Origin of the sequence: Ancylobacter rudongensis (assembly GCF_900100155.1) — a bacterium.
Lineage (GTDB): Bacteria > Pseudomonadota > Alphaproteobacteria > Rhizobiales > Xanthobacteraceae > Ancylobacter > Ancylobacter rudongensis.
The window spans coordinates 664,043-683,227 of the sequence record NZ_FMTP01000001.1 but is presented as its reverse complement, the minus strand read 5'-3'; the positions used below and the strand labels follow the sequence as shown (position 1 = coordinate 683,227).

The window sequence follows — 19,185 nt, the reverse complement described above, 5'->3', positions numbered from 1 at the left end:
TCAGGACTCGGTATCTTCCTTGGCCGGCTCGCCCTTGGCGCGAACCTCGGAGATCATGCCGCGCAGCTGGCGGATCTTCACGCCCTCCGACACCTGCAGCTCGATCTCGCTGTCGTCGATCACCCGCGAGACCTTGCCGATCAGCCCGCCCGTGGTGACGACGGTGTCGCCGCGACGAACGCTCTTCACCATTTCCTGGTGCGCCTTCACCTTCTTCTGCTGCGGGCGCAGAATCAGGAAATACATGATCACGAAGATCAGCACGAAAGGCAGCAGCGACATCAGCATGTCGGTACCGCCGCCCATGGGGGCGGCCTGCGCATAGGCGGGCGTAATCAACATGTCGGTTCCTTGTCCGTCGATCGAAGGCGGGCGAAAGGCCCGGCGAAGCGGCGCGGACTATACTGACGCTCCCGCCGAATGCAAACGCCGTCGGCCGCAGCGGGGTCACAGGCGCGCTATGGCGTACCAGACGTTACGGTTCTGCTTGTCGTGCGCCGGCGCAATGGCTATTCCCGCAGGCGGAGGAGCCCATCATGACCCACACACCGGCCGATCTCGGCGTCGTTCTCACCCGCATCGCCGAGGCGCTCGAACGCCTTGCCCCCGCCCGCGCCGCCACCGCCGACTTCACCCAGGCCGACGCCTTCATCTGGCACGCCGACGAGCGCCGGCTTGAAGCGGTGCCGCGAGTCAGCCGGGTCGAGATGGAGCTTCTCAAGGGAATCGAGCGCACCCGCGACCTGCTGATGGACAACACGCTGCGCTTCGCCCGCGACCTGCCGGCCAACAACGCCCTGCTGTGGGGCGCGCGCGGCATGGGCAAGAGCTCGCTGGTCAAGGCGGCTCACGCCGCGGTCAACGCCGAGATGGCGCGCGAGGGCAAGCCGCCGCTCAAGCTGGTGGAAATTCACCGCGAGGACATCGAGACATTGCCGGCGCTGATGAGCCTGGTGCGGCCGGCGCCGTTCCGATTCGTCATCTTCTGCGACGACCTGTCCTTCGACGCCGACGACACCTCGTACAAATCGCTGAAGGCGGTGCTGGAAGGCGGCATCGAGGGGCGCCCGGAGAATGTGATCTTCTACGCCACCTCCAACCGGCGCCACATATTGGCGCGCGAGATGGTGGAGAATGAGCGCTCGACCGCGATCAATCCCGGCGAAGCGGTGGAGGAAAAAGTCTCGCTCTCCGACCGCTTCGGCCTGTGGCTCGGCTTCCACAAATGCAGCCAGGACGATTATCTCGCGATGATCGACAGCTACGTCGCCCATTTCGCCATCCCCATTGCGCCGGACACGCTGCGGCAGGAAGCGCTGGAATGGTCGACCACGCGCGGGGCGCGTTCGGGCCGGACGGCGTGGCAATATGTGCAGGATGTCGCGGGGCGGCTGGGCGTGTCCTTGTCCGAACCGCCGGCCGCCCCGCGCTGACCGGCGCCAAGGTCCTAGCGTCGCGCCGGATGGATGAGGCGGAGCGCATCGCTCCGCCGCAGGGGCATTGAGTCCGCCCGAGGGGAATGCGGCGGTCAGAGACCGGCGAGATATTGCGAGGGGTCGACCGGCTGCGAGCCCTTGCGGATCTCGAAATGCAGCTGCGGCGAGGTGACATTGCCGGTCTGGCCGGCCTTGGCGATCACCTGGCCGCGCTTGACGGTGTCGCCCTTCTTCACTTCCAGCGCGCTGTTATTGGCATAGGCCGTGACCCAGCCATCGGCGTGCTTGATGAGGACGAGATTGCCATAGCCCTTCAGCTCGCTGCCGGCATAGGCGACGACGCCGTCCTCGGCCGCCTTCACCGCAGTGCCTTCCGGCACCGAGATGTTGATACCCTCATTCTGCTGGCCACCGGGCTTGGGCCCGAAGCCGGAGATAACGCGGCCGCGCACCGGCCAGCGGAACTGCGGACCGGCCGCCGTGGCGGTGCGGATCTCGTCCGGCGTCTCGGACGGCTTGACGGCGGCGATGGTCTGCGGCTTCGGCCCGGCCGACGCCTGGGCGACCGGCGCGACAGCGGGCTTCGCGGGCGCGGTGGCGACAACAGGCGTCGGCTTCGGCGTTGCCGGCGTGGCGGCGGGCTTCGGCGCGGCGGCGATCACCGCCCCGCCCGAGGCGCCCGGAATGGTCAGCTTCTGGCCGATCCGCACCATGGTGTTGAAGTCGATGCCGTTGGCATTGGCCAGCTCGGTGCGCGTCAGGCCGTAATTGCGGGCGATCGAGCTCAGCGTCTCGCCCGGCGCAACCACATGCGAACCGCCGCTGGCCGCAACCTGCGGGGCGGGCGTGCGTACCGGGGCGGCGGCCACCGGCGCCTGCAGCGGCTGCGGCTGGCTGCCATAGAGCGGCTGCGTGCCACCATAGGCCGGCTGCGGCGCGGCCGCCGGCGGCACATAGGTCGGGGCAGCGGAAAGCTGGGTCGGGGCGCCATAGGGGGCGTTCGCCACCGGCGTGCCATAGGGGGCGGGGGCGCCATAAGGAGCCGGGGCACCGTAGGGGGCGGGCGCGGCCTGGGCCACCGGCTGGCCGATCGGCGCCAGAGGCACGCCACCCGTCGACGAGCCCGCCATCGGCGCGCTCTGCACCGCGCCCGTCGGGGCGGCGGCCACCGAGCCGGTATAGGTCGGCGATGACGCAAAGGGATTTGAGTTGGGATTGCTGCTGAACCGGGCGGAATCAGCACTGCACGCGGCCATTCCTCCCGCCGTCAGGACGACGAAGGAAATCCGCATGAGGGGACCGTTACCGGACGCTGTCAGAAATTTACGCATCGCACCCCACCCGAACGCTGGACTCGGGGAGATTAATGCGTCGTACAGGTAAACAGCCGCTTAAGCCGAACCCGACACGTCAGGAAAAATGGCGGATTCCCGGCATTCTCAGAGCACTACCGCGACACCGGGCAGCATCGGCACGAACCGTACCAGCCCGAGTTCGCGCGTCTCCAGCCCCTGCAATCCGCGCCGGTAGCGCATGAGAAACTGCGTGCCGTCGGGCGGGCCGACCGGGGCGACGAGAATGCCGCCCATGGCCAACTGCTCGAACAGCGCCGGCGGCACCTCCTCCACCGCAGCAGTGAGGATGATGCGATCGAACGGCGCGCGCTGGGGAGCGCCCTCCCGCCCGTCGGCGACCAGCACCTCGACATTGGCGATGCCCAGCGAGGCGAGCCGGCGCGCGGCGGACTCCGCCAGCGTGCGGAAGCGCTCCAGAGTCACCACATGGCCGGCGATATTGGCGAGGATGGCGGTCTGGTAGCCCGAGCCGGTGCCCACCTCCAGTACGCTGTGCGAGGGGCCGAGTTCCAGCGCCTCGGTCATCAGCGCCACCACGGTCGGCTGGCTGATGGTCTGGCCACAATCGATCGGCAGAGCGAGATCCTGCCAGGCTATGGGACGGAAGGCCGGCTCGACGAAGCGCTCGCGCGGCACCTGCTCCATGGCGCGCATCACCTGCCGCTCGCGCAGCCCGCGCTTGCGCAGCGCCAGCAGCAGCTCGGCGCGCTGCAGATCCTCGCTCTTCTCGGCGCCGCTCACCGGCGACCTCCCTGCCCTGTCCGGAACGGCGGGCCCATGCCTCAGCGCGGCGTGTGTGCGACAACAGGCTTCGCGAAAACCTGGGCAAGCCGGGTCATCATCGGCTCGTCGGTCATGTCGAGACGCAGCGGCGTGACGGAGATGCAGCCCTCGTCGAGCGCATGCAGGTCCGAACCGTTCACCGTCTCGAAGATACGCTTCTCGAAGGCGATCCAGTAATAGGGATTTCCGCGCCCGTCGGCCCGCCCGTCGATGCGCAAGAGGTCCTGGTCGCGCCGGCCCTGCGCCGTCACGGCGATGCCGCGCACCTCGTGCACCGGGCGGTTGGGGAAGTTCACATTGACAACGATGCCGGGCGGAATGCCCTCCTCCAGCAGGGTGCGGATCACCTGCGGGCCCCAGTGCTCGGCGACATCATAGGGCGGGGCCTTCTTGGTCTCGAAGCCATAGGCCTGCGACAGCGCCACCGAGGGGATGCCGAGCACCGTGCCTTCCATGGCGCCGGCCACCGTGCCGGAATAGCCGACATCCTCGGCGACGTTCTGGCCGCGATTGACACCGGACAGCACGAGGTCGGGCTTGTGGTCGGCGAGGATGTGCCGCACCGCCATGATGACGCAATCGGTGGGCGTGCCCTTCAGGGCGAAGCGCTTTTCCTCCACCTGCCGCAGCCGCAGCGGGTCGGACAGCGAGAGCGAATGCGAGACGCCGGACTGGTCGGTTTCCGGGGCCACCACCCACACATCGTCGGAGAGCGCCCGGGCGATGCGGGCGCAGGCCTCCAACCCCGGCGCGTGGATGCCGTCGTCATTCGTCACCAGAATACGCATCTCGGCCCTCGCCTTTCATACAACGTCATCCCGGCCGGAGGCGAAGCCGCAGAGCCGGGATCGCTCTCCGACTTCACGCGGTCCCGGATCGCGCCGGCGGCGCGTCCGGGATGACGCCACCGGGCCGCGTCAGTTCTTCTCGATCCGCGTCAGCCCGCCCATATAGGGCACCAGCACGTCAGGCACCGTGACCGAGCCGTCCGCGTTCTGGTAGTTCTCCAGGATCGCCACCATCGCGCGGCCGACCGCGACGCCCGAACCGTTGAGCGTGTGCAGGTAGCGCGGCGCCTTGGCGCCCGCCGGGCGGTAGCGCGCATTCATCCGCCGCGCCTGGAAATCGGTGCAGGTGGAGCAGGAGGAAATCTCGCGGAAGGCGTTCTGCCCCGGCAGCCAGACCTCGATGTCATAGGTCTTGGCCGAGGCGAAGCCCATGTCGCCGGTGCAGAGCGTCACCACCCGGAAATGCAGGCCGAGCTTCTTCAGCACCGCCTGCGCGCAGGCGAGCATGCGCTCATGCTCGTCGCCCGACTGTTCCGGCGTGGTGATGGAGACCATCTCCACCTTGTTGAACTGGTGCTGGCGGATCATACCGCGCGTATCGCGCCCCGCCGACCCCGCCTCGGCGCGGAAGCAGGGGGTGAGCGCGGTGAAGCGCAGCGGCAGCTCTTCCTCGGACAGGATGGACTGGGCGACGAGATTGGTCAGCGGAACTTCGGCGGTGGGGATGAGCCAGAGCGCATCCGTTTGAGCCTTGTTCGCCTCCTCAAGGAAGTAGCCGTCAAAAGCCTGACGGAACGCAACTCCCGTAATGCCTTGATCATGGAGCCGAGCTTCAGCGCGCTCTAGGCCCACCTTGACCTGTTCTTGAAGCGACGTCTGACGTATCGCCGTGAACTGATCATCCCGAAACTTCGGCAGCTGCGCCGTGCCGAACATGGCGGCGTCGTTCACCAGAATGGGCGGCGCGACTTCCGTGTAGCCGTGTTCTTCGGTGTGGGTGTCGATGAAGAACTGGCCGATAGCGCGTTCCAGACGCGCCAGCTTGTTCTTCAGCACCACGAAGCGGGCGCCGGACAGCTTGGCGGCGGCCTCGAAATCCATCTGGCCGAGGCCTTCGCCGATCTCGAAATGCTGCTTGGCGACAAAGGGAAAGCCGATCTTCTGGCCGACCAGCGCGATCTCAACATTGCCGTGCTCGTCGGCGCCTTCCGGCACCTCGGGCAGCGGCACGTTGGGAATGGCGGCGAGGCGGTTGTGCAGCTCGCCTTCGGCCGCCTTCACCTGCTCTTCCAGCGCGGGAATGTCCGTCTTCAGCGCCCCGACCTCGGCCATCAGCGCCTCGGCCCGGTCGTTCTCGCCCGCTTTCTTGGCGGCGCCGATCTCCTTCGAGGCGGCGTTGCGGCGGGCTTGCAACACTTCCAGCTCGGCGATGCCGGCGCGGCGGGTCTCGTCGAGGGCGATCAGCCCGTCGACCAGCGCCGTCGCCTCCTCCGAGGACGTCCCGCGCCGCACCAGCGCGTTGATGAGCCCATTGGGCTCCTCGCGGATCCACTTGATGTCGTGCATGGCAGTCTCGCCTTCAAACGCGCCGCTCCCGGCCTCGCGCCGGGACTGCAGGGACGTAGCCAATCAGGAAGGCGGGGACAAGTGCGGCGCCTGTTAAAGCGCGTGCGGACGATTGGCCATCACACACGGATGTCATCCCGGCCGAGCAAAGCGAGAGCCGGGATCGTCCGCCTGTATGTCACACGATCCCGGATACGGCCTGCCGGCCGCTCCGGGATGACGCCTCCGCCGCCTCAGACGGCGGCGTCGGCGGCGGCTTCCGCCGCGCGCTTCTTCTTCTCGACCATGCGCACCAGCAGGACCGAGACCTCGTAGAGAAGCAGCGTCGGGATGGCGAGGGCGAACTGGCTAACCACGTCGGGCGGGGTCAGCACCGCCGCAGCGACGAACACGCCGACAATGGCGTAGCGCCGCGCCTTCTTCAGCTGGTCAGACGTCACCACCCCGATCTGCGCCAGAAGGGTGAGAATGACCGGCAGCTGGAAGCAGATGCCGAAGGCGAAGATCAGCGTCATGATCAGCGACAGATACTCGCTGACCTGCGGCAGCATGGAAATCTCGGGCGTACCCGGCCCGGCCAGCTGCTGCATGGAGAGGAAATAGGTCATCGCCAGCGGCATGGCGACGAAATAGACGAAGGCCGCCCCGATCAGGAAGCACACCGGCGTCGCCACCAGATAGGGGCGGAAGGCGTTCTTCTCGTGGCTGTAGAGCCCCGGCGCGACGAACATATAGATCTGCGTCGCCACGATCGGGAAGGAGATGAACGCCGCCCCGAACATGCCGAGCTTGATCTGGGTGAACAGGAATTCCTGCGGCGCGGTGTAGATGAGCTTCACATGCTCGGTGCCGCCGGCCGCGAACTCATAGGGCCAGAGCAGGATGTTGTAGATGAACTTGCCCAGCATGAAGCAGGCGAAGAAGGCGATGAAGAACGCGATCAGCGACTTGATGAGCCGCGAGCGCAGCTCGATCAGGTGCTCGATCAGCGGCGCCTTCGAGGCGTCGATTTCATCCTGGCTCATGTGGCCGGCCCTTCATTGCCGGAGGCCGGCTTGGCCTTGACGCGCGGCTTGGTGGCCCGTTTAGCGGCTGGCTTGGCGGCGCGCTCGGCAGGCGCGCCCTGATCCAGCGAGGCGACCGCCTCGAACAGTTCCGGCTCGGCCGCTTCCGCTGCCGCCGCAGGCTTGCGCGCCGCGCGGCGGGGAGCGGGCTTTGGCGCCTCGGCCGACGGCGTGTCGGCCGCAGCGACGGCCCGCACCCGCTTCGGCTTCGCGGCCGGCGTGACGGCGGCATCGGGCGCGCCCGGCTTGATCGTTTCGACGGGCTTGATCGCGTCGACGGGCTTGATCGCGTCGGCGGGCTTGGGAGTGTCGGCGGGCTTGGCAGCCTCCGCAGGGGCGGCTGCCGTCTGCGGCCGGGGGGCGGCAGAGTCGGGCGCGGCGGGCGAGGGCGTCGCGGCAGTAGCCGGGGCCGTCGCTTCAAGCCCGGCAGTGGCGCTGCGAACCTCGTCCTCCACCGTCTCGAACGGGTGCGGCTCCAGATCGCCAGGCGGCGGCAGCGCGGCCTCCGCCGTCTCGGCCGGCGGCAGGCCGGTGCCCGCCTCGACGCTGCCGGTCGGGGCCTTCAGATCGGCTTCGATATCCTGCAGCGGGTTGGTCGGCAGCGGGTTGGTCGGCAGCGCCTTGGAGATGGTCTCGCGGGCATTGCTCGCCAGGCCGGACAGGTCGCTGCGCAGCCCGCTCACGCTGTCCTTGAGGTCGGACAGCTCGGCCTCGCGCAGCGCCTCGTTGAACTGCCCCTGAAACTCGCCCGCCATATGGCGCAGCTTGCGCACGCCCTGCCCCATCGAGCGCAGCACGCGCGGCAGCTCCTTCGGGCCGATCACCACGAGGGCGACCACGCCGATGACGAGAAATTCCGTCCAGCCGATATCAAGCATACATTACGCGGGGTCGCTGAGGCGCGACCCTCCCCGATCGAAAAGCCGTGAGGCCGGAAATCAGCTGACCTTGGTCTGCTCGGCTTCCACCTTCGGCTGGTGATCGAGCGAACGCGCCGGCTCGCCCGGCTTCGCCGCCGTATCCTCGTCGTCGGCCATGCCCTTCTTGAACGCCTTGATGCCCTTGGCGGCATCGCCCATCAGCTCGGACAGCTTGCCGCGACCGAAGAGGAGGAGCACGACCACCAGCACGATGATCCAGTGCCAGATGCTCAACGAACCCATCACAAAACTCCCTTGTCCGAAGCGCCGCCGGCCCCTCGCGGCCGCGCATCGCAATTGAAACCGGACACTAGGGCCGGCCCGTGGCGAAGACAAGAACCTCCGCCGGCTCGATGTTCACTCCGACGTCATGCCCACGCAATAGGCCGGCCGTGGTGCGGCGACGTGCGACCAATGGCCGGTCCAGCCCCTCCACCGCGACCTCATAGAGGTCGAGTTCGCCGAGGAAGCGGTGGTTGATGATTCGTCCCGGCACGCCCGAGCCGGGGGCCTTTAGCTCGATCCCCTGCGGGCGGATGGCGGCGATCGCCCGGGTGCCCTCGGCAAGGCCGGGCGCCTTGAAGCGACCGAGCGCCGTGTCCACCCGGCCGCCGCTCACCACCCCTTCCACCTCATTGATTTCGCAGAAGAAACGCGCCACTTCAATGTCGGCGGGATGGCGGTAGAGTTCTTCCGGCGCCCCGACCTGGACGAGCTTTCCCTTGCGCATCAGCGCGATCCGGTCGCCCAGTCGCAGCGCTTCTTCCGGGTCGTGGGTGACGATGATGCAGGTGGCGCGGGCATCGCGCAGCACCTTCAGCGTCTCGCTGCGCACACTGCCCCGCAGTCGACTGTCGAGCCCGGAGAACGGCTCGTCCATAAGGAGAATGCCGGGGCGCGGCACGAGCGCGCGGGCGAGCGCGACACGCTGCTGCTCACCGCCCGACAAAGCATGTGGATAGTTTTCCGCATACGCCTCCAGACGCACCCGCTCAAGCGCCCGCATCGCCTCGTCATGCGCCCCCGCCGGTCCCAGACGGCGCAGGCCGAAGGCGACATTCTCGACATTGGTGAGGTGTGGGAACAGCGCATAGTCCTGGAACACCAGCCCGATGGCGCGTTTTTCCGGCGGCACGAAGGCGCCGGGGCCGGCCACCACCTGCGTGTCGAGCAGGATTCGCCCACTCGTCGGCCGCTCGATTCCGGCGATCAGCCGCAGCAGCGTGGTCTTGCCGCAACCCGACTGGCCGAGCAGGCAGATGATCTCGCCCGGCTCGACGGTGAGGCTGACGCCCCGCACCGCTTCCACCTCGCCATAGCCGTGGCGCACATCCTCGATCACCAGCCGGCTGGCGAGCGAGACCGGCGTGCGGGAGGGCTGGGACGCCATGTCGGTTCCTGTCTGTGTCAGCATGCGAGGTTCTCAGCCGTCCTGATCGTCGTCACCGTCCGGCTCGGACGCGAAGGACAGCTCGAATTCCGGCTCCAGCGGGTCTTCGTCGTCCTTCAGGTCCGGGTCGTCGCTCGGCAGCGGAACGGTCAGGCCGGCGGCGACCCGCGAATCGATCAACCCGGTGCCGCGCAATTCGTCGAGGCCCGGCAGGTCCTGGATCGCCTCCAGCCCATAATGGACAAGGAAGGTTTCGGTGGTGCCGTAGGTGACCGGCCGCCCGGGGCTGCGCCGGCGCCCGCGCAGCCGCACCCAGCCGGCGGCCAGCAGCACGTCGAGCGTGCCCTTATTGGTCGACACGCCGCGGATTTCCTCAATCTCGGCGCGCGTGACCGGCTGGTGATAGGCGATGATGGCGAGCGTCTCCAGCGCGGCGCGCGAGAGCCGGCGAGGCTCGGGCTTGTCGCGGGCGAGCAGGAATCCGAGATCGGGCGCGGTGCGCAGCATCCATTTGCCGGCCGCCCGCACCAGGTTGAACCCACGATCAGCGTAGTCGGCCGACAGCGCCGCGAGCAGCGCGCGCACATCCGCGCCTTCCGGCAGCCGGGCGGCAATGGTCGCCTCGTCCAGCGGCTCGCCGGCGGCAAACAGCATCGCCTCCAGCAGGCGCAAGTCCGGGTGGCGCCCGGGCGAAGGCGCGGCCTCTTCCATCTCCGGGCCGGGGCCCGCGACGCGAGCGGCATCGGCGCTCATGCGCCCTCCCCCGGCACGTCACGCCGGCTGCGGATCCAGATCGGCGCGAAGCTCTCTTCCTGCTGCACGTCGATCAGCCCCTCGCGCACCATTTCCAGCGTCGCCGAGAAGCCCGAGGCCAGCGCCGTCGCCCGCATCTTCGGGTCGGCGATCCAGTTGAGCAGGAAGCCGTCGAGCCGGGCCCATTCGCCGTGCAGCGCCAGCCGGCCCATCAAGCGCTCCAGCCGCTCGCGCGCTTCGGCGAGCGAGATCACGTTGCGCGGGGGAAAGCGCAACTGCGAAAGCGCCATCTTCTGGCGCTGCGCGCCATAGGCGGCGAGCAGGTCGTACAGCGTCGCCTCATAGACGATCGGCCCTGCCGCCTGCAGCGGCTCCGGCGCGCCGCGCAGGAACACTTCGTGGCCAATACGGTCGCGGGTGGCGAGATGGGCGGCGGCGGCGCGGATCTGCTCCAGCCGGCGCAGGCGCTCGGCGAGATCGGCGGCGAGATCGGAGGCGCTCGGCCCCTCTTCCTTCGGCGGGTCGGGCAGCAGCAGGCGTGATTTCAGATAGGCCAGCCACGCCGCCATCACCAGATAATCGGCCGCCAGCTCCAGCCGGATGCGCCGCGCTTCCTCGACGAACAGCAGATATTGCTCGGCGAGCTGGAGGATGGAAATGCGGTGCAGGTCCACCTTCTGCGTGCGCGCCAGCGCCAGCAACAGGTCGAGCGGCCCCTCGAAGCCGTCGACATCCACCACCAAGGCAGGTTCGTCCGCCCGGCGTGCGGCATCGGCATCGAAGGTGAACTGGCTTTGAACCATGCGGGACCGGGATCGACGTTCAGGACGCCGCGATCATAGCCGAAAAACGCGCCCGCGCCTCGCCAAGGGCAATTTCTTCCGGTGGCTTGATCCGTGCCAGCGCCGCCGCGCAGCGCCGTGCCGCCTCGCCCGCCAGTACCGGGCTGCGGGAAGCGACCTCCGTCATCTCGTCCAGCCGCCCATTGCAGTGAAGCGCCAGGTCGCAGCCGGCGGCGAAGGACGCCTCGGTGCGGTGGGCGAGCGAACCCGCGAGCGCGCCCATCGACAGATCGTCGCTCATTAGCGCGCCGTCGAAGCCGATATGGCCGCGAATGATCTCCTCGATCACCTTCAGCGAGGTCGTCGCCGGCCGGTCGGGGTCGATGGCGGCGTAGACGACATGCGCGGTCATGCCGAGCGGCAGGTCGGCCAGAAGGCGGAACGGGGCGAAATCGGTGGCCTCGAGCTCGGCCCGCGACGTCTCCACGATCGGCAGGCTTTCATGGCTGTCGGCACGGGCGCGGCCATGGCCGGGAATGTGCTTGAGCACCGGCAGCACGCCGCCGCTCATCAGCCCTTCGGCCGCCGCGCGGGCAAGATGGGCGACCTGCGAAGGCGTCGCCCCATAGGCGCGGTCGCCGATGATGCCGTGGCCTTCCGGCAGGCGCAGGTCGGCGCAGGGCACGCAGTCCACCGTGATGCCAAGCGCGGCGAGATCGGCCGCCATCAACCGGGCGCCGAGCCGGGCGGCCTGTGCCGCGCCGTCCAAGTCGCCGGCCTCAGCCCGGCGGGCGAACACCTCCGCGGGGGGATAGACGGGCCAGTGTGGGGGGCCGAGCCGCTGCACCCGTCCGCCCTCCTGGTCGACCAGAACCGGCGCATCGGCGCGGCCGACCGCCTGCCGAAAGGCAGCGACCAGCGCGGCCACCTGCGCCGGGCTTTCGATGTTGCGGCGGAACAGGATCAGCCCCCACGGGGCCGCCTCTTTCAGGAAGGCGGTCTCGTCGGGGGTGAGCGAGGTGGCAGCGCAGCCGGTGATGAAGGCGCGCGGCGCGGTGAAGGCGTTCATGACGGTCCGGCGTATCAGTTCCGCGCGACCATGCAGGTCGTGCCTTGGGCGCGCAGGGCCTCGCACAGGCTGACCGCGCCATCGCGCGAGCTGAACGAGCCTACCTGGGCGCGGTAATAGATGCCGCGATCGCCGAGATCGGCCCGCTTCACGCTGAAGGGCTGGTTGCGCAGCAGGTCCGCGTAACGGGCCTGGGCGCTGCGCCACGTCGCCTGCGCTTCCGCCTCGGAGCGGACCGAGGCGATCTGCACGACATAGGCGCCCGCCGGCACGGACGCCGTGCTGGCCGAGGACGCAGCAGGCGCCGGCGCGACGGGAGGGGTGGCAGGCGCAGGCGTGGCCGCCGCGACAGGAGCCGGCGCCGGGTCGGCGGGCATGTTCTCGACGATGGAGGGCGTCGCCGAGAGCGGCGTCGGTGCGGTCGGCACCGCACCGCCCGTGCCGAGGTTCAGCGCAACAGGATTGCCCGCCGACGCGCCGGGCGGCAAGGGCGCGGCCGGCGCCGGCATTTCCACCACGGTCCCATCGGCGCGGACGGTGAGCGTGCGCACACGCTTGGGCTCGGCGGCGCCGGCCTGCGAGGAGGCGCTGCCGCCCGAAGGCGTCGTCTGGATCACGCGCGGCTGCGGCTGCGCCGCCTGCGACACGTCGACCGGCTGCTCCTCGCTCGACACAACCTGCTCGTTGCCGGTGGTGGCGCCGCCGACGCGGTCATAGATCAGCTTCTGGCCATCGGCGGTCTGCTCCGCCGCTGCCGGCTGGTTGGGAACCACCTTGTTCGGCCCCTGATCGGCGCGAATGACGGGCGGAGCGCCCGACACGCCGGAGCCCGACGGGCCGGAGACGAAGACATAGCCGAGCGCCGCCGCGCCGATGAACACCAGCACCGCCCCGCCGATCATCAGCAGGCGTTTGCGGTTGGACCCCCTCGGCGCCTCTTCCTCGGCAGCGTAATCCTCATAGCCCTCTTCGTCCGGCGGGTAGTCGCCGGCCGAGCGACCGTAATCATAGGCGTCCTCGTCCAGATCGACCGGCTGCGGGGCCGGCGCGCTCGCCGGCCGGCTGCTCGGGGCGGGAGCAGCTGTCGGCGCCATGGCGGGAGCCGGCGGCACATCGGCATCAACGGCGCGCGCGGCGGCCGTCGCCCGGGTCATCCAGGCAGGGATGCGGGAATCGGCGGACGCCTCGTCGCCGACGGCCGGCGGCGCGGCAACTGGCGCGGCGGGGGCGCGCGCGGCCTCGCGGGCCGCCGCCTCACGGCGGGCGGCCTCCTGACGTACCGCGTCCTGGCGTAGCGTTTCGCGGCGCATCGCCTCGTGGCGTGCCGCTTCCTGACGCGCCGCTTCCTGGCGGGCGAGGTCCTGACGAGCCAGATCCTGCCGGGCGGAATCCAGCCGGACAGCCTCCTGCCGCATTGCCTCCTGCCGCAGCGCTTCCTGGCGGGCCAGTTCGGCCGGCGCCATCGGCGGCCGCGGCGCCGGTGCGCGCGGCGCGTCGGCACGAACGGAATCAGCGCGCGGGGCGTCTGTGCGAAGAGGCTCGGTGCGGGGCGGCAGCGGGCGCGACGGGGCGGCACCCTGCGGGGCGTCCGAGCGGGGCGTCGGCATGCGGCGTGCCGCATCGGTGGCCTGCGGGCGCGGCGGAACATAGGGGGCGCGGGGATCGGGGCGCTCGCCGCGGGCTGGTTCGCGATGCGTGTCGCGGGCCGCGTCCTCCGCACCGGTGCGCGACATCGGCGCCGTGCGGGGCACGCCTTCGCCATAAACTTCCGCCGCCAGCGCAGCGAAGGAGCCGGGCGCCGGGCGCCCCTCCTCCGCCGGACGGCGGGCTGTCAGCGGCGGGCGCGTCGGCGGCGGCGCCATGGGCGGGGTAGCGGGCTGGCGGGCAGGTGGCGACTGCCGAAGCAGCTCGGCGAAATCGTCTTCCTGGGCCATCAGGCGCGCAAGTTCGGCAAGCGGGTCTTCGGCGGTGTTTTCCGGCCGATCACGCATGTTTTCATTGCCCATCTTCAGAACCTGTTCGCCACGATCAAAACGAGGACCGCCCACCGGGCGGCATCACGGGAGCGGCAGGTCGAAAGAACCGTCGCGACGCGCTCACCGCATTTCTTCGGGAGCATCGACTCCAAGAATGGAAAGTCCTGAAGCGATGATCAGCGCGACGGCGTGCACCAAAGCCAGCCGCGCATAAGTCAATTCTCGATCATCTTCGATAATGAAGCGTAAATGAGGCGAATCCTTCCCGCGACTCCACTGTCCGTGCAAGGCACTGGCGAGATCGTACAGATAGAATGTCACCCGATGAGGCTCACGCGCCGAAGCCGCCTGCTCGACCATGCGCGGATAGTTGGCGATCAGCCGGGCAAGGCCGAGTTCCCCTTCGTCGTCCAGCCGCGACAGCGCCGCGCCGGCGAACTCAACCGTTGCCTCTGGCAGGTCCGGAAACGCCTGCCGCGCATTGCGCAGGATCGAGCTGGCCCTTGCATGCGCGTACTGCACATAGAACACCGGATTCTCGCGCGACTGCTCGATCACCTTGGCGAGATCAAAGTCGAGCACGGCGTCGTTCTTGCGGTTGATCATCATGAACCGCACCGCGTCGCGGCCGACTTCGTCGACCACGTCGCGCAGGGTGACGAAATCGCCGGAGCGCTTGGACATCTTCACCGGCTCGCCATTGCGCAGCAGGCGCACCAGCTGGCACAGCTCGACATCCAGGCTCGCCTCGCCGTCCGAGGCGGCCTTCACCGCCGCCTGCATGCGCTTGACATAGCCGCCATGGTCGGCGCCCCAGATGTCGATCATCCGCTTGAAGCCGCGGTCGAACTTGTCCTTGTGATAGGCGATGTCGGCGGCGAAATAGGTATAGGCGCCGTCCGATTTCATCAGCGGCCGGTCGACGTCGTCGCCGAACTGGGTGGCGCGGAACAGGGTCTGCTCGCGGTCCTCCCAATCCTCCACCGGCTGCCCCTTGGGCGGGGCGAGGCGCCCCTCATAGACGAGGTCGCGCGCCCGGAGCGTGTCGAGCAGGCGGTCGATGGTGCTCGGCGCTCCGTCGGGGCGGGCGTGCAGGGTCCGCTCGGAGAAGAACGCTTCGTGATGGATGTTCAGGGCCGCCAGATCAGTACGGATCATCGCCATCATCGCGTCGATGGCGACATCGCGCACCGCCGGCAGCCACTCCGCCTCCGGCTTGTCGAGGAGCGTGCGGCCATATTTCGTCACCAGCGCCTTGCCGACAGGGATGAGATAGTCGCCGGGATACAGCCCCTCGGGAATGGTGATCGTCACGCCCAGCGCCTCGCGATAGCGCAGGAAGGCGGAGCGGGCGAGCACGTCGACCTGCGCCCCGGCATCGTTGATGTAATATTCGCGCGTCACCTTCCAGCCGGCGAATGCCAGCAGATTGGCCAGCGCGTCGCCGAACACCGCGCCCCGGCAATGGCCGACATGCATCGGGCCGGTGGGGTTGGCGGAGACATATTCGACATTGATCGGCTGGCCGCCGCCGGAATCCGAGCGGCCGAAGTCGCGGCCCTGCCGCAGCACGGCGGCGATCACCTGTGGCCAGTATGAGCCGTCAAGGGTGAGATTGATGAAGCCGGGGCCGGCGACATCCACCTTCGCCACGCCCGACACTGCCGCGAGCTTGGCGGCCAGCTTCTCGGCGAGATCGCGCGGCTTGAGGCCGGCCTCCTTGGCCAGCACCATCGCCGCATTGGTGGCGAGGTCGCCATGGCTGGCGTCGCGCGGCGGCTCCACCACCACCCGTGCCGTATCAACGCCCGGGGGCACCACCCCTTCGCTCGCGAGCTGGGTGAGGGCGTCGCGGACGTGATCGACGAAGAGGGCGAAGAGGTTCATGAGGATCAGCTCCCGGCACGGCCAGACCCAGAAAGGGGCCGCTGCCGCTACCGCAGTTCCGGTGCCCTGTCAAAGAGCCGGGCGTGCTCGGCCAAGGCATAGCGGTCGGTCTGGCCGGCGAGGAAATCGGCGATGCGCCGCGCGCGTGCGGCCTCGCTCCGACCTTCGACGCTGGCGCGCCACTCCTCCGGCAACGCCTTTGTGTCGGCCATGTAGCGGGCGAACAGGTCGCGCACCACGTCGCCAGCGGCTTCCATCGTCTCCATGACGCGCGGATGGCGATACATGCGGGGGAAAAGAAACGCCTTGATCGCCTTCTCGGCCGCTGCCGTCTCGGCCGAGAAGCCGACCACCGCATGGCCGAGCCGGCGGATCGCGTCGGCATCCGCCGGCTGCGCCTCCTCGATCCGCCGGCGGCTCTCCGCCACGACGTCGCCGATCAGCGCCGTGATCATCCGCCGGCCGAGCTCGTGGAACACCCGCGCCCGGTCGAGATCGGGCCAGCGGGCGCGGATGTCGGCGAGGACGGTGTGGACGAGTGGGAGGCCGGTCAGTTCGGTCAGATCGAACAGGCCGGCCCTCAGCCCGTCGTCGAGATCGTGCACGTCATAGGCGATATCGTCGGCGATCGCGGCGACCTGCGCCTCGGCCGACGGCCAGCTCCACAGCCACAGATCCTGCCGCTCGGCATGCACGGCGATGGCGTGCGGCAGCGGGCCCTGCACCGGGCCATTATGCTTGACGATCCCCTCATGGGTCTCCCAGGAGAGGTTCAACCCGTCGAAATCGGGGTAGCGGTTTTCCAGTCGCGTCACCACGCGCAGCGACTGCGCATTGTGGTCGAAGCCGCCATAGGCCGCCATGCAGGCGTCGAGCACCCGCTCGCCGGCATGGGCGAAGGGCGGGTGGCCGAGATCATGCGCCAGCGCCAGCGCCTCGCTCAGATCCTCGTCGAGGCCCAGCGCGCGGGCAACCGAGCGCGCCACCTGCACCACTTCCAGCGTGTGGGTGAGCCGCGTGCGGTAATGGTCGCCCTCGTGATAGGAAAAGACCTGCGTCTTGTAGGCCAGCCGGCGGAAGGCGCTGGAATGGATGATGCGGTCGGCGTCGCGGCGGAAGGCGCTGCGCGCGTCCCCGCCAGGCTCGGGATGGAGCCGCCCGCGGCTGTCCTCGGCCCTCGACGCCCAGGGCGCACGCGGCGCTGCCTCGGCCACCGCCATGCGCAATTCTCCTGCCAGTCGCGCGCGCAGCCCCTTTGACTCGCGGGCGGCAGCACTTAACTATCGGTATAGGTCATATTCAACGGGTAGAGTGCAACATGAGCGCAGCTTCTTCGCCCGACATCGTAGCGGCCACCTCCGTCGGTGTTACCGCCAGCGCGGCGCGCCGGATCGCCGAAATTCTCCGTGGCGAGCCGCCCGAGAGCATGCTGCGGGTCAGCGTGGAAGGCGGCGGCTGCTCCGGCTTCCAGTACAAGTTCGACATCACCCGCTCCCGCGAGGCGGACGACATCGTCATCGCCGAGGGCGAGGCGAGCGTGGTGATCGATCCGGTCTCGCTGGAATACATGTCCGGCTCGCATATCGATTATGTCGACGACCTGATCGGCGCCTCGTTCCGTATCGCCAACCCGCAGGCCACCGCCTCCTGCGGCTGCGGCACCAGCTTCGCCCTCTGATGCGCCCGGTCGGCGTGCTCTGCGCCATTCCGCAGGAATTCGCCTTTCTCGCCGACAATCTCACCGGCACCGAGATCACCGAGCGCGCCGGCATGGTCTTCCATTCCGGCCGGCTTGATGGTCATCAGGTCGTGCTGGGCCGCGCCGGCATGGGCAAGGTGAATGCCGGCATCGCCGCGACGCTGCTGCTGGAGCGTTTCGACTGCCGCCTGCTGCTGTTCTCCGGCATAGCCGGCGGCCTCGACCCGGCGCTGTCCGTCGGCGATGTGGTGATCGCCGATCATGTCGTGCAGCACGATGCCGGCTATTACGACGCGGACGAGGCGTTCATCGTCTACCAGGCGGGGCACCTGCCCTTCTTCAGCCCGAAGGAAGAGCTCGGCCATAGCGCGGACGGCCCCCTACTGGCGCGCGTGCAGGCGGCCCTGAGCGCGCTTTCGCTGGCGCCGCTGTCGGCGGCCGGTGGCGAGAGGGCGCCGAAGCTGCATTATGGCCGCATCCTCACCGGCGACCAGTTCATCAATTCCGAGACGCTGCGCGAGCGGCTGTTCCGGGAACTCGGCGGCGCGGCGGTGGAGATGGAAGGCGCGGCGATGGCCCAGGCCGCCGCCGCCTTCGACGTGCCCTGGCTGGTGGTCCGCACCCTGTCCGACCTCGCCGGACGCGACTCACACTTCGACTTCCGCCTCTTCGTCGACGAGGTGGCGCTGTCTTCCGCCCTCATCGTGCGCCGGCTGCTGCCAGTGCTGTAGACTGGCCCCGCGAGTCGCGACCCGAGTGCCGTCTCGACGTCGCGCCCCTCGCCCGCCGCCCCGTTTATCCCGCCTGCCCGTGAGAGCCCGATGCGCATCGCCACCTGGAACGTCAATTCGATCCGGCAACGCCAGGAACATGCGGTGGCCTGGCTCACCGAAACCAAACCGGACGTGGTGTGCCTGCAGGAACTGAAATGCGCCGACGAGGCCTTTCCGCGCGAGGCGTTCGAGGCGCTGGGCTACAATGTCGCCGTGCATGGCCAGAAGGGCTTCAACGGCGTCGCCGTGCTCTCCCGCCTGCCCTTCGACGAGGTGACATCCGGCCTGCCCGGCGATGAGGCCGATGTGCAGTCGCGCTTCATCGAGGTGGTGGTCTCCACCCCGGAAGGCTCGCTGCGCGTGTGTGGCATCTACCTGCCCAACGGCAACCCAGTGGGCACGGATAAATACCCCTACAAGCTCGGCTGGATGCAGCGGCTGAAAGCCCATATCGCCGGGCGCCTCGCCTTCGAGGAGCCGTTCATCGTCTGCGGCGACTACAATGTCATTCCCGAGCCGGAAGATGCCGCCCACCCCGAGGCCTGGACCGAAGACGCGCTGTTCCTGCCGCAGACGCGGGCGGCGTTCCGCGAAATCCTCAATCTCGGCATGACCGATGCGCTGCGCGCCACCACCCAGGAGGCCGGCATCTACAGTTTCTGGGACTATCAGGCCGGCGCCTGGCAGCGGAACAACGGCATCCGCATTGACCATCTGCTGCTCTCGCCGCAGGCCACCGACCGGCTGACGGCGGTGGGCGTCGACAAGCATGTGCGCGGCTGGGAAAAACCTTCCGACCATGTGCCGGTGTGGGCGGAATTGGCGCTTTAGGCGCGGGCAGGTTCAGGAGCCCGTCAATCTGACCGAGCGTCGGGAGAGCCGGGATCGCTCTCCGACACAGCGCCGATCCCGGTTCGGCCTGCGGCCGTCCGGGATACGTTGGC

19 protein-coding genes are annotated in these 19,185 nt (G+C 68.9%); 4 read left to right on the top strand and 15 right to left on the bottom strand.

From position 1 onward, the window contains the following. Entirely contained in the window at nt 1-342 is a 342-nt protein-coding gene (gene yajC / locus BLO63_RS03100; RefSeq protein WP_091436627.1) for a preprotein translocase subunit YajC, read from the bottom strand. A 194-nt stretch (nt 343-536) separates the two neighbouring features. Here yajC and BLO63_RS03095 point away from each other — a divergent pair, with 194 nt between their 5' ends. Beyond that, a complete protein-coding gene (locus BLO63_RS03095; RefSeq protein ID WP_091436625.1) occupies nt 537-1,433 on the top strand; it encodes an ATP-binding protein in 897 nt (298 codons plus the stop codon). Nucleotides 1,434-1,528: 95 nt separating this feature from the next. On the opposite strand, the gene BLO63_RS03090 is transcribed toward BLO63_RS03095, so the two are convergent. The 14 genes from BLO63_RS03090 to BLO63_RS03025 form a co-directional block, all read right to left on the bottom strand. After that, entirely contained in the window at nt 1,529-2,692 is a 1,164-nt protein-coding gene (locus BLO63_RS03090; RefSeq protein WP_091436624.1) for a M23 family metallopeptidase, read from the bottom strand. Nucleotides 2,693-2,875: 183 nt separating this feature from the next. Next, nucleotides 2,876-3,532 (bottom strand): protein-L-isoaspartate(D-aspartate) O-methyltransferase, encoded by a 657-nt coding sequence (locus tag BLO63_RS03085; protein ID WP_091436622.1) that lies wholly within the window; start codon nt 3,530-3,532, stop codon nt 2,876-2,878. 41 nt (nt 3,533-3,573) lie between these two features. Beyond that, on the bottom strand, nt 3,574-4,362 hold the full coding sequence (surE, locus tag BLO63_RS03080) for a 5'/3'-nucleotidase SurE (protein ID WP_091436621.1): 789 nt from the start codon (nt 4,360-4,362) through the stop codon (nt 3,574-3,576). A 129-nt stretch (nt 4,363-4,491) separates the two neighbouring features. Beyond that, entirely contained in the window at nt 4,492-5,928 is a 1,437-nt protein-coding gene (serS, locus tag BLO63_RS03075; protein WP_091436619.1) for a serine--tRNA ligase, read from the bottom strand. Between the two features lie 233 nt (nt 5,929-6,161). After that, a complete protein-coding gene (tatC, locus tag BLO63_RS03070; protein WP_091436618.1) occupies nt 6,162-6,953 on the bottom strand; it encodes a twin-arginine translocase subunit TatC in 792 nt (263 codons plus the stop codon). Further along, nucleotides 6,950-7,870: a Sec-independent protein translocase protein TatB gene (tatB, locus tag BLO63_RS03065; protein WP_091436616.1), complete on the bottom strand. Its 921-nt coding sequence runs from the start codon at nt 7,868-7,870 to the stop codon at nt 6,950-6,952. Before tatB ends, tatC begins: the two co-directional genes overlap by 4 nt. Before the next feature lie 60 nt (nt 7,871-7,930). Next, on the bottom strand, nt 7,931-8,155 hold the full coding sequence (locus BLO63_RS03060) for a twin-arginine translocase TatA/TatE family subunit (protein WP_018391241.1): 225 nt from the start codon (nt 8,153-8,155) through the stop codon (nt 7,931-7,933). A gap of 67 nt (nt 8,156-8,222) precedes the next feature. After that, nucleotides 8,223-9,302: an ABC transporter ATP-binding protein gene (locus tag BLO63_RS03055; RefSeq protein WP_091436615.1), complete on the bottom strand. Its 1,080-nt coding sequence runs from the start codon at nt 9,300-9,302 to the stop codon at nt 8,223-8,225. Between the two features lie 33 nt (nt 9,303-9,335). Then, nucleotides 9,336-10,055 carry an SMC-Scp complex subunit ScpB gene (scpB, locus tag BLO63_RS03050; protein ID WP_091436614.1) on the bottom strand — a complete coding sequence of 240 codons (720 nt, stop codon included), beginning with the start codon at nt 10,053-10,055 and terminating at the stop codon, nt 9,336-9,338. Further along, nucleotides 10,052-10,858: a segregation and condensation protein A gene (locus BLO63_RS03045; protein ID WP_091436613.1), complete on the bottom strand. Its 807-nt coding sequence runs from the start codon at nt 10,856-10,858 to the stop codon at nt 10,052-10,054. Before BLO63_RS03045 ends, scpB begins: the two co-directional genes overlap by 4 nt. A 19-nt stretch (nt 10,859-10,877) precedes the next feature. Then, nucleotides 10,878-11,906, bottom strand: coding sequence for a beta-N-acetylhexosaminidase (gene nagZ / locus BLO63_RS03040; RefSeq protein WP_091436611.1), 1,029 nt, complete (start codon nt 11,904-11,906; stop codon nt 10,878-10,880). A 14-nt stretch (nt 11,907-11,920) separates the two neighbouring features. Then, a complete protein-coding gene (locus BLO63_RS03035; RefSeq protein WP_091436610.1) occupies nt 11,921-13,912 on the bottom strand; it encodes an SPOR domain-containing protein in 1,992 nt (663 codons plus the stop codon). A gap of 90 nt (nt 13,913-14,002) precedes the next feature. Next, the gene (gene argS, locus BLO63_RS03030; protein ID WP_091436608.1) at nt 14,003-15,769 is read right to left on the bottom strand and encodes an arginine--tRNA ligase; all 1,767 of its coding nucleotides are present in this window, start codon (nt 15,767-15,769) and stop codon (nt 14,003-14,005) included. A gap of 47 nt (nt 15,770-15,816) precedes the next feature. Continuing rightward, nucleotides 15,817-16,989 (bottom strand): deoxyguanosinetriphosphate triphosphohydrolase, encoded by a 1,173-nt coding sequence (locus tag BLO63_RS03025; RefSeq protein ID WP_091436606.1) that lies wholly within the window; start codon nt 16,987-16,989, stop codon nt 15,817-15,819. Nucleotides 16,990-17,087: 98 nt separating this feature from the next. Between BLO63_RS03025 and BLO63_RS03020 the strand changes: the two genes are divergently transcribed. From BLO63_RS03020 to xth, 3 genes are all read left to right on the top strand, one after another. After that, on the top strand, nt 17,088-17,447 hold the full coding sequence (locus BLO63_RS03020; RefSeq protein ID WP_091436604.1) for a HesB/IscA family protein: 360 nt from the start codon (nt 17,088-17,090) through the stop codon (nt 17,445-17,447). Then, nucleotides 17,447-18,199 (top strand): 5'-methylthioadenosine/adenosylhomocysteine nucleosidase, encoded by a 753-nt coding sequence (locus BLO63_RS03015; RefSeq protein ID WP_091436603.1) that lies wholly within the window; start codon nt 17,447-17,449, stop codon nt 18,197-18,199. Before BLO63_RS03020 ends, BLO63_RS03015 begins: the two co-directional genes overlap by 1 nt. Before the next feature lie 90 nt (nt 18,200-18,289). Further along, nucleotides 18,290-19,072 (top strand): exodeoxyribonuclease III, encoded by a 783-nt coding sequence (xth, locus tag BLO63_RS03010; protein WP_091436601.1) that lies wholly within the window; start codon nt 18,290-18,292, stop codon nt 19,070-19,072. The last annotated feature ends 113 nt before the right edge of the window (nt 19,073-19,185 follow it).

Bases quoted from the DNA above. Each gene is read 5' to 3' on its own strand.
- BLO63_RS03045 (WP_091436613.1), bottom strand. From the start codon at position 10,858: ATGGTTCAAAGCCAGTTCACCTTCGATGCCGATGCCGCACGCCGGGCG.
- serS (WP_091436619.1), bottom strand. From the start codon at position 5,928: ATGCACGACATCAAGTGGATCCGCGAGGAGCCCAATGGGCTCATCAAC.
- scpB (WP_091436614.1), bottom strand. From the start codon at position 10,055: ATGAGCGCCGATGCCGCTCGCGTCGCGGGCCCCGGCCCGGAGATGGAA.
- tatC (WP_091436618.1), bottom strand. From the start codon at position 6,953: ATGAGCCAGGATGAAATCGACGCCTCGAAGGCGCCGCTGATCGAGCAC.
- BLO63_RS03060 (WP_018391241.1), bottom strand. From the start codon at position 8,155: ATGGGTTCGTTGAGCATCTGGCACTGGATCATCGTGCTGGTGGTCGTG.
- BLO63_RS03035 (WP_091436610.1), bottom strand. From the start codon at position 13,912: ATGGGCAATGAAAACATGCGTGATCGGCCGGAAAACACCGCCGAAGAC.
- BLO63_RS03055 (WP_091436615.1), bottom strand. From the start codon at position 9,302: ATGGCGTCCCAGCCCTCCCGCACGCCGGTCTCGCTCGCCAGCCGGCTG.
- BLO63_RS03020 (WP_091436604.1), top strand. From the start codon at position 17,088: ATGAGCGCAGCTTCTTCGCCCGACATCGTAGCGGCCACCTCCGTCGGT.
- BLO63_RS03025 (WP_091436606.1), bottom strand. From the start codon at position 16,989: ATGGCGGTGGCCGAGGCAGCGCCGCGTGCGCCCTGGGCGTCGAGGGCC.
- argS (WP_091436608.1), bottom strand. From the start codon at position 15,769: ATGAACCTCTTCGCCCTCTTCGTCGATCACGTCCGCGACGCCCTCACC.
- tatB (WP_091436616.1), bottom strand. From the start codon at position 7,870: ATGCTTGATATCGGCTGGACGGAATTTCTCGTCATCGGCGTGGTCGCC.
- BLO63_RS03090 (WP_091436624.1), bottom strand. From the start codon at position 2,692: ATGGCCGCGTGCAGTGCTGATTCCGCCCGGTTCAGCAGCAATCCCAAC.
- surE (WP_091436621.1), bottom strand. From the start codon at position 4,362: ATGCGTATTCTGGTGACGAATGACGACGGCATCCACGCGCCGGGGTTG.
- BLO63_RS03095 (WP_091436625.1), top strand. From the start codon at position 537: ATGACCCACACACCGGCCGATCTCGGCGTCGTTCTCACCCGCATCGCC.
- yajC (WP_091436627.1), bottom strand. From the start codon at position 342: ATGTTGATTACGCCCGCCTATGCGCAGGCCGCCCCCATGGGCGGCGGT.
- BLO63_RS03015 (WP_091436603.1), top strand. From the start codon at position 17,447: ATGCGCCCGGTCGGCGTGCTCTGCGCCATTCCGCAGGAATTCGCCTTT.
- xth (WP_091436601.1), top strand. From the start codon at position 18,290: ATGCGCATCGCCACCTGGAACGTCAATTCGATCCGGCAACGCCAGGAA.
- nagZ (WP_091436611.1), bottom strand. From the start codon at position 11,906: ATGAACGCCTTCACCGCGCCGCGCGCCTTCATCACCGGCTGCGCTGCC.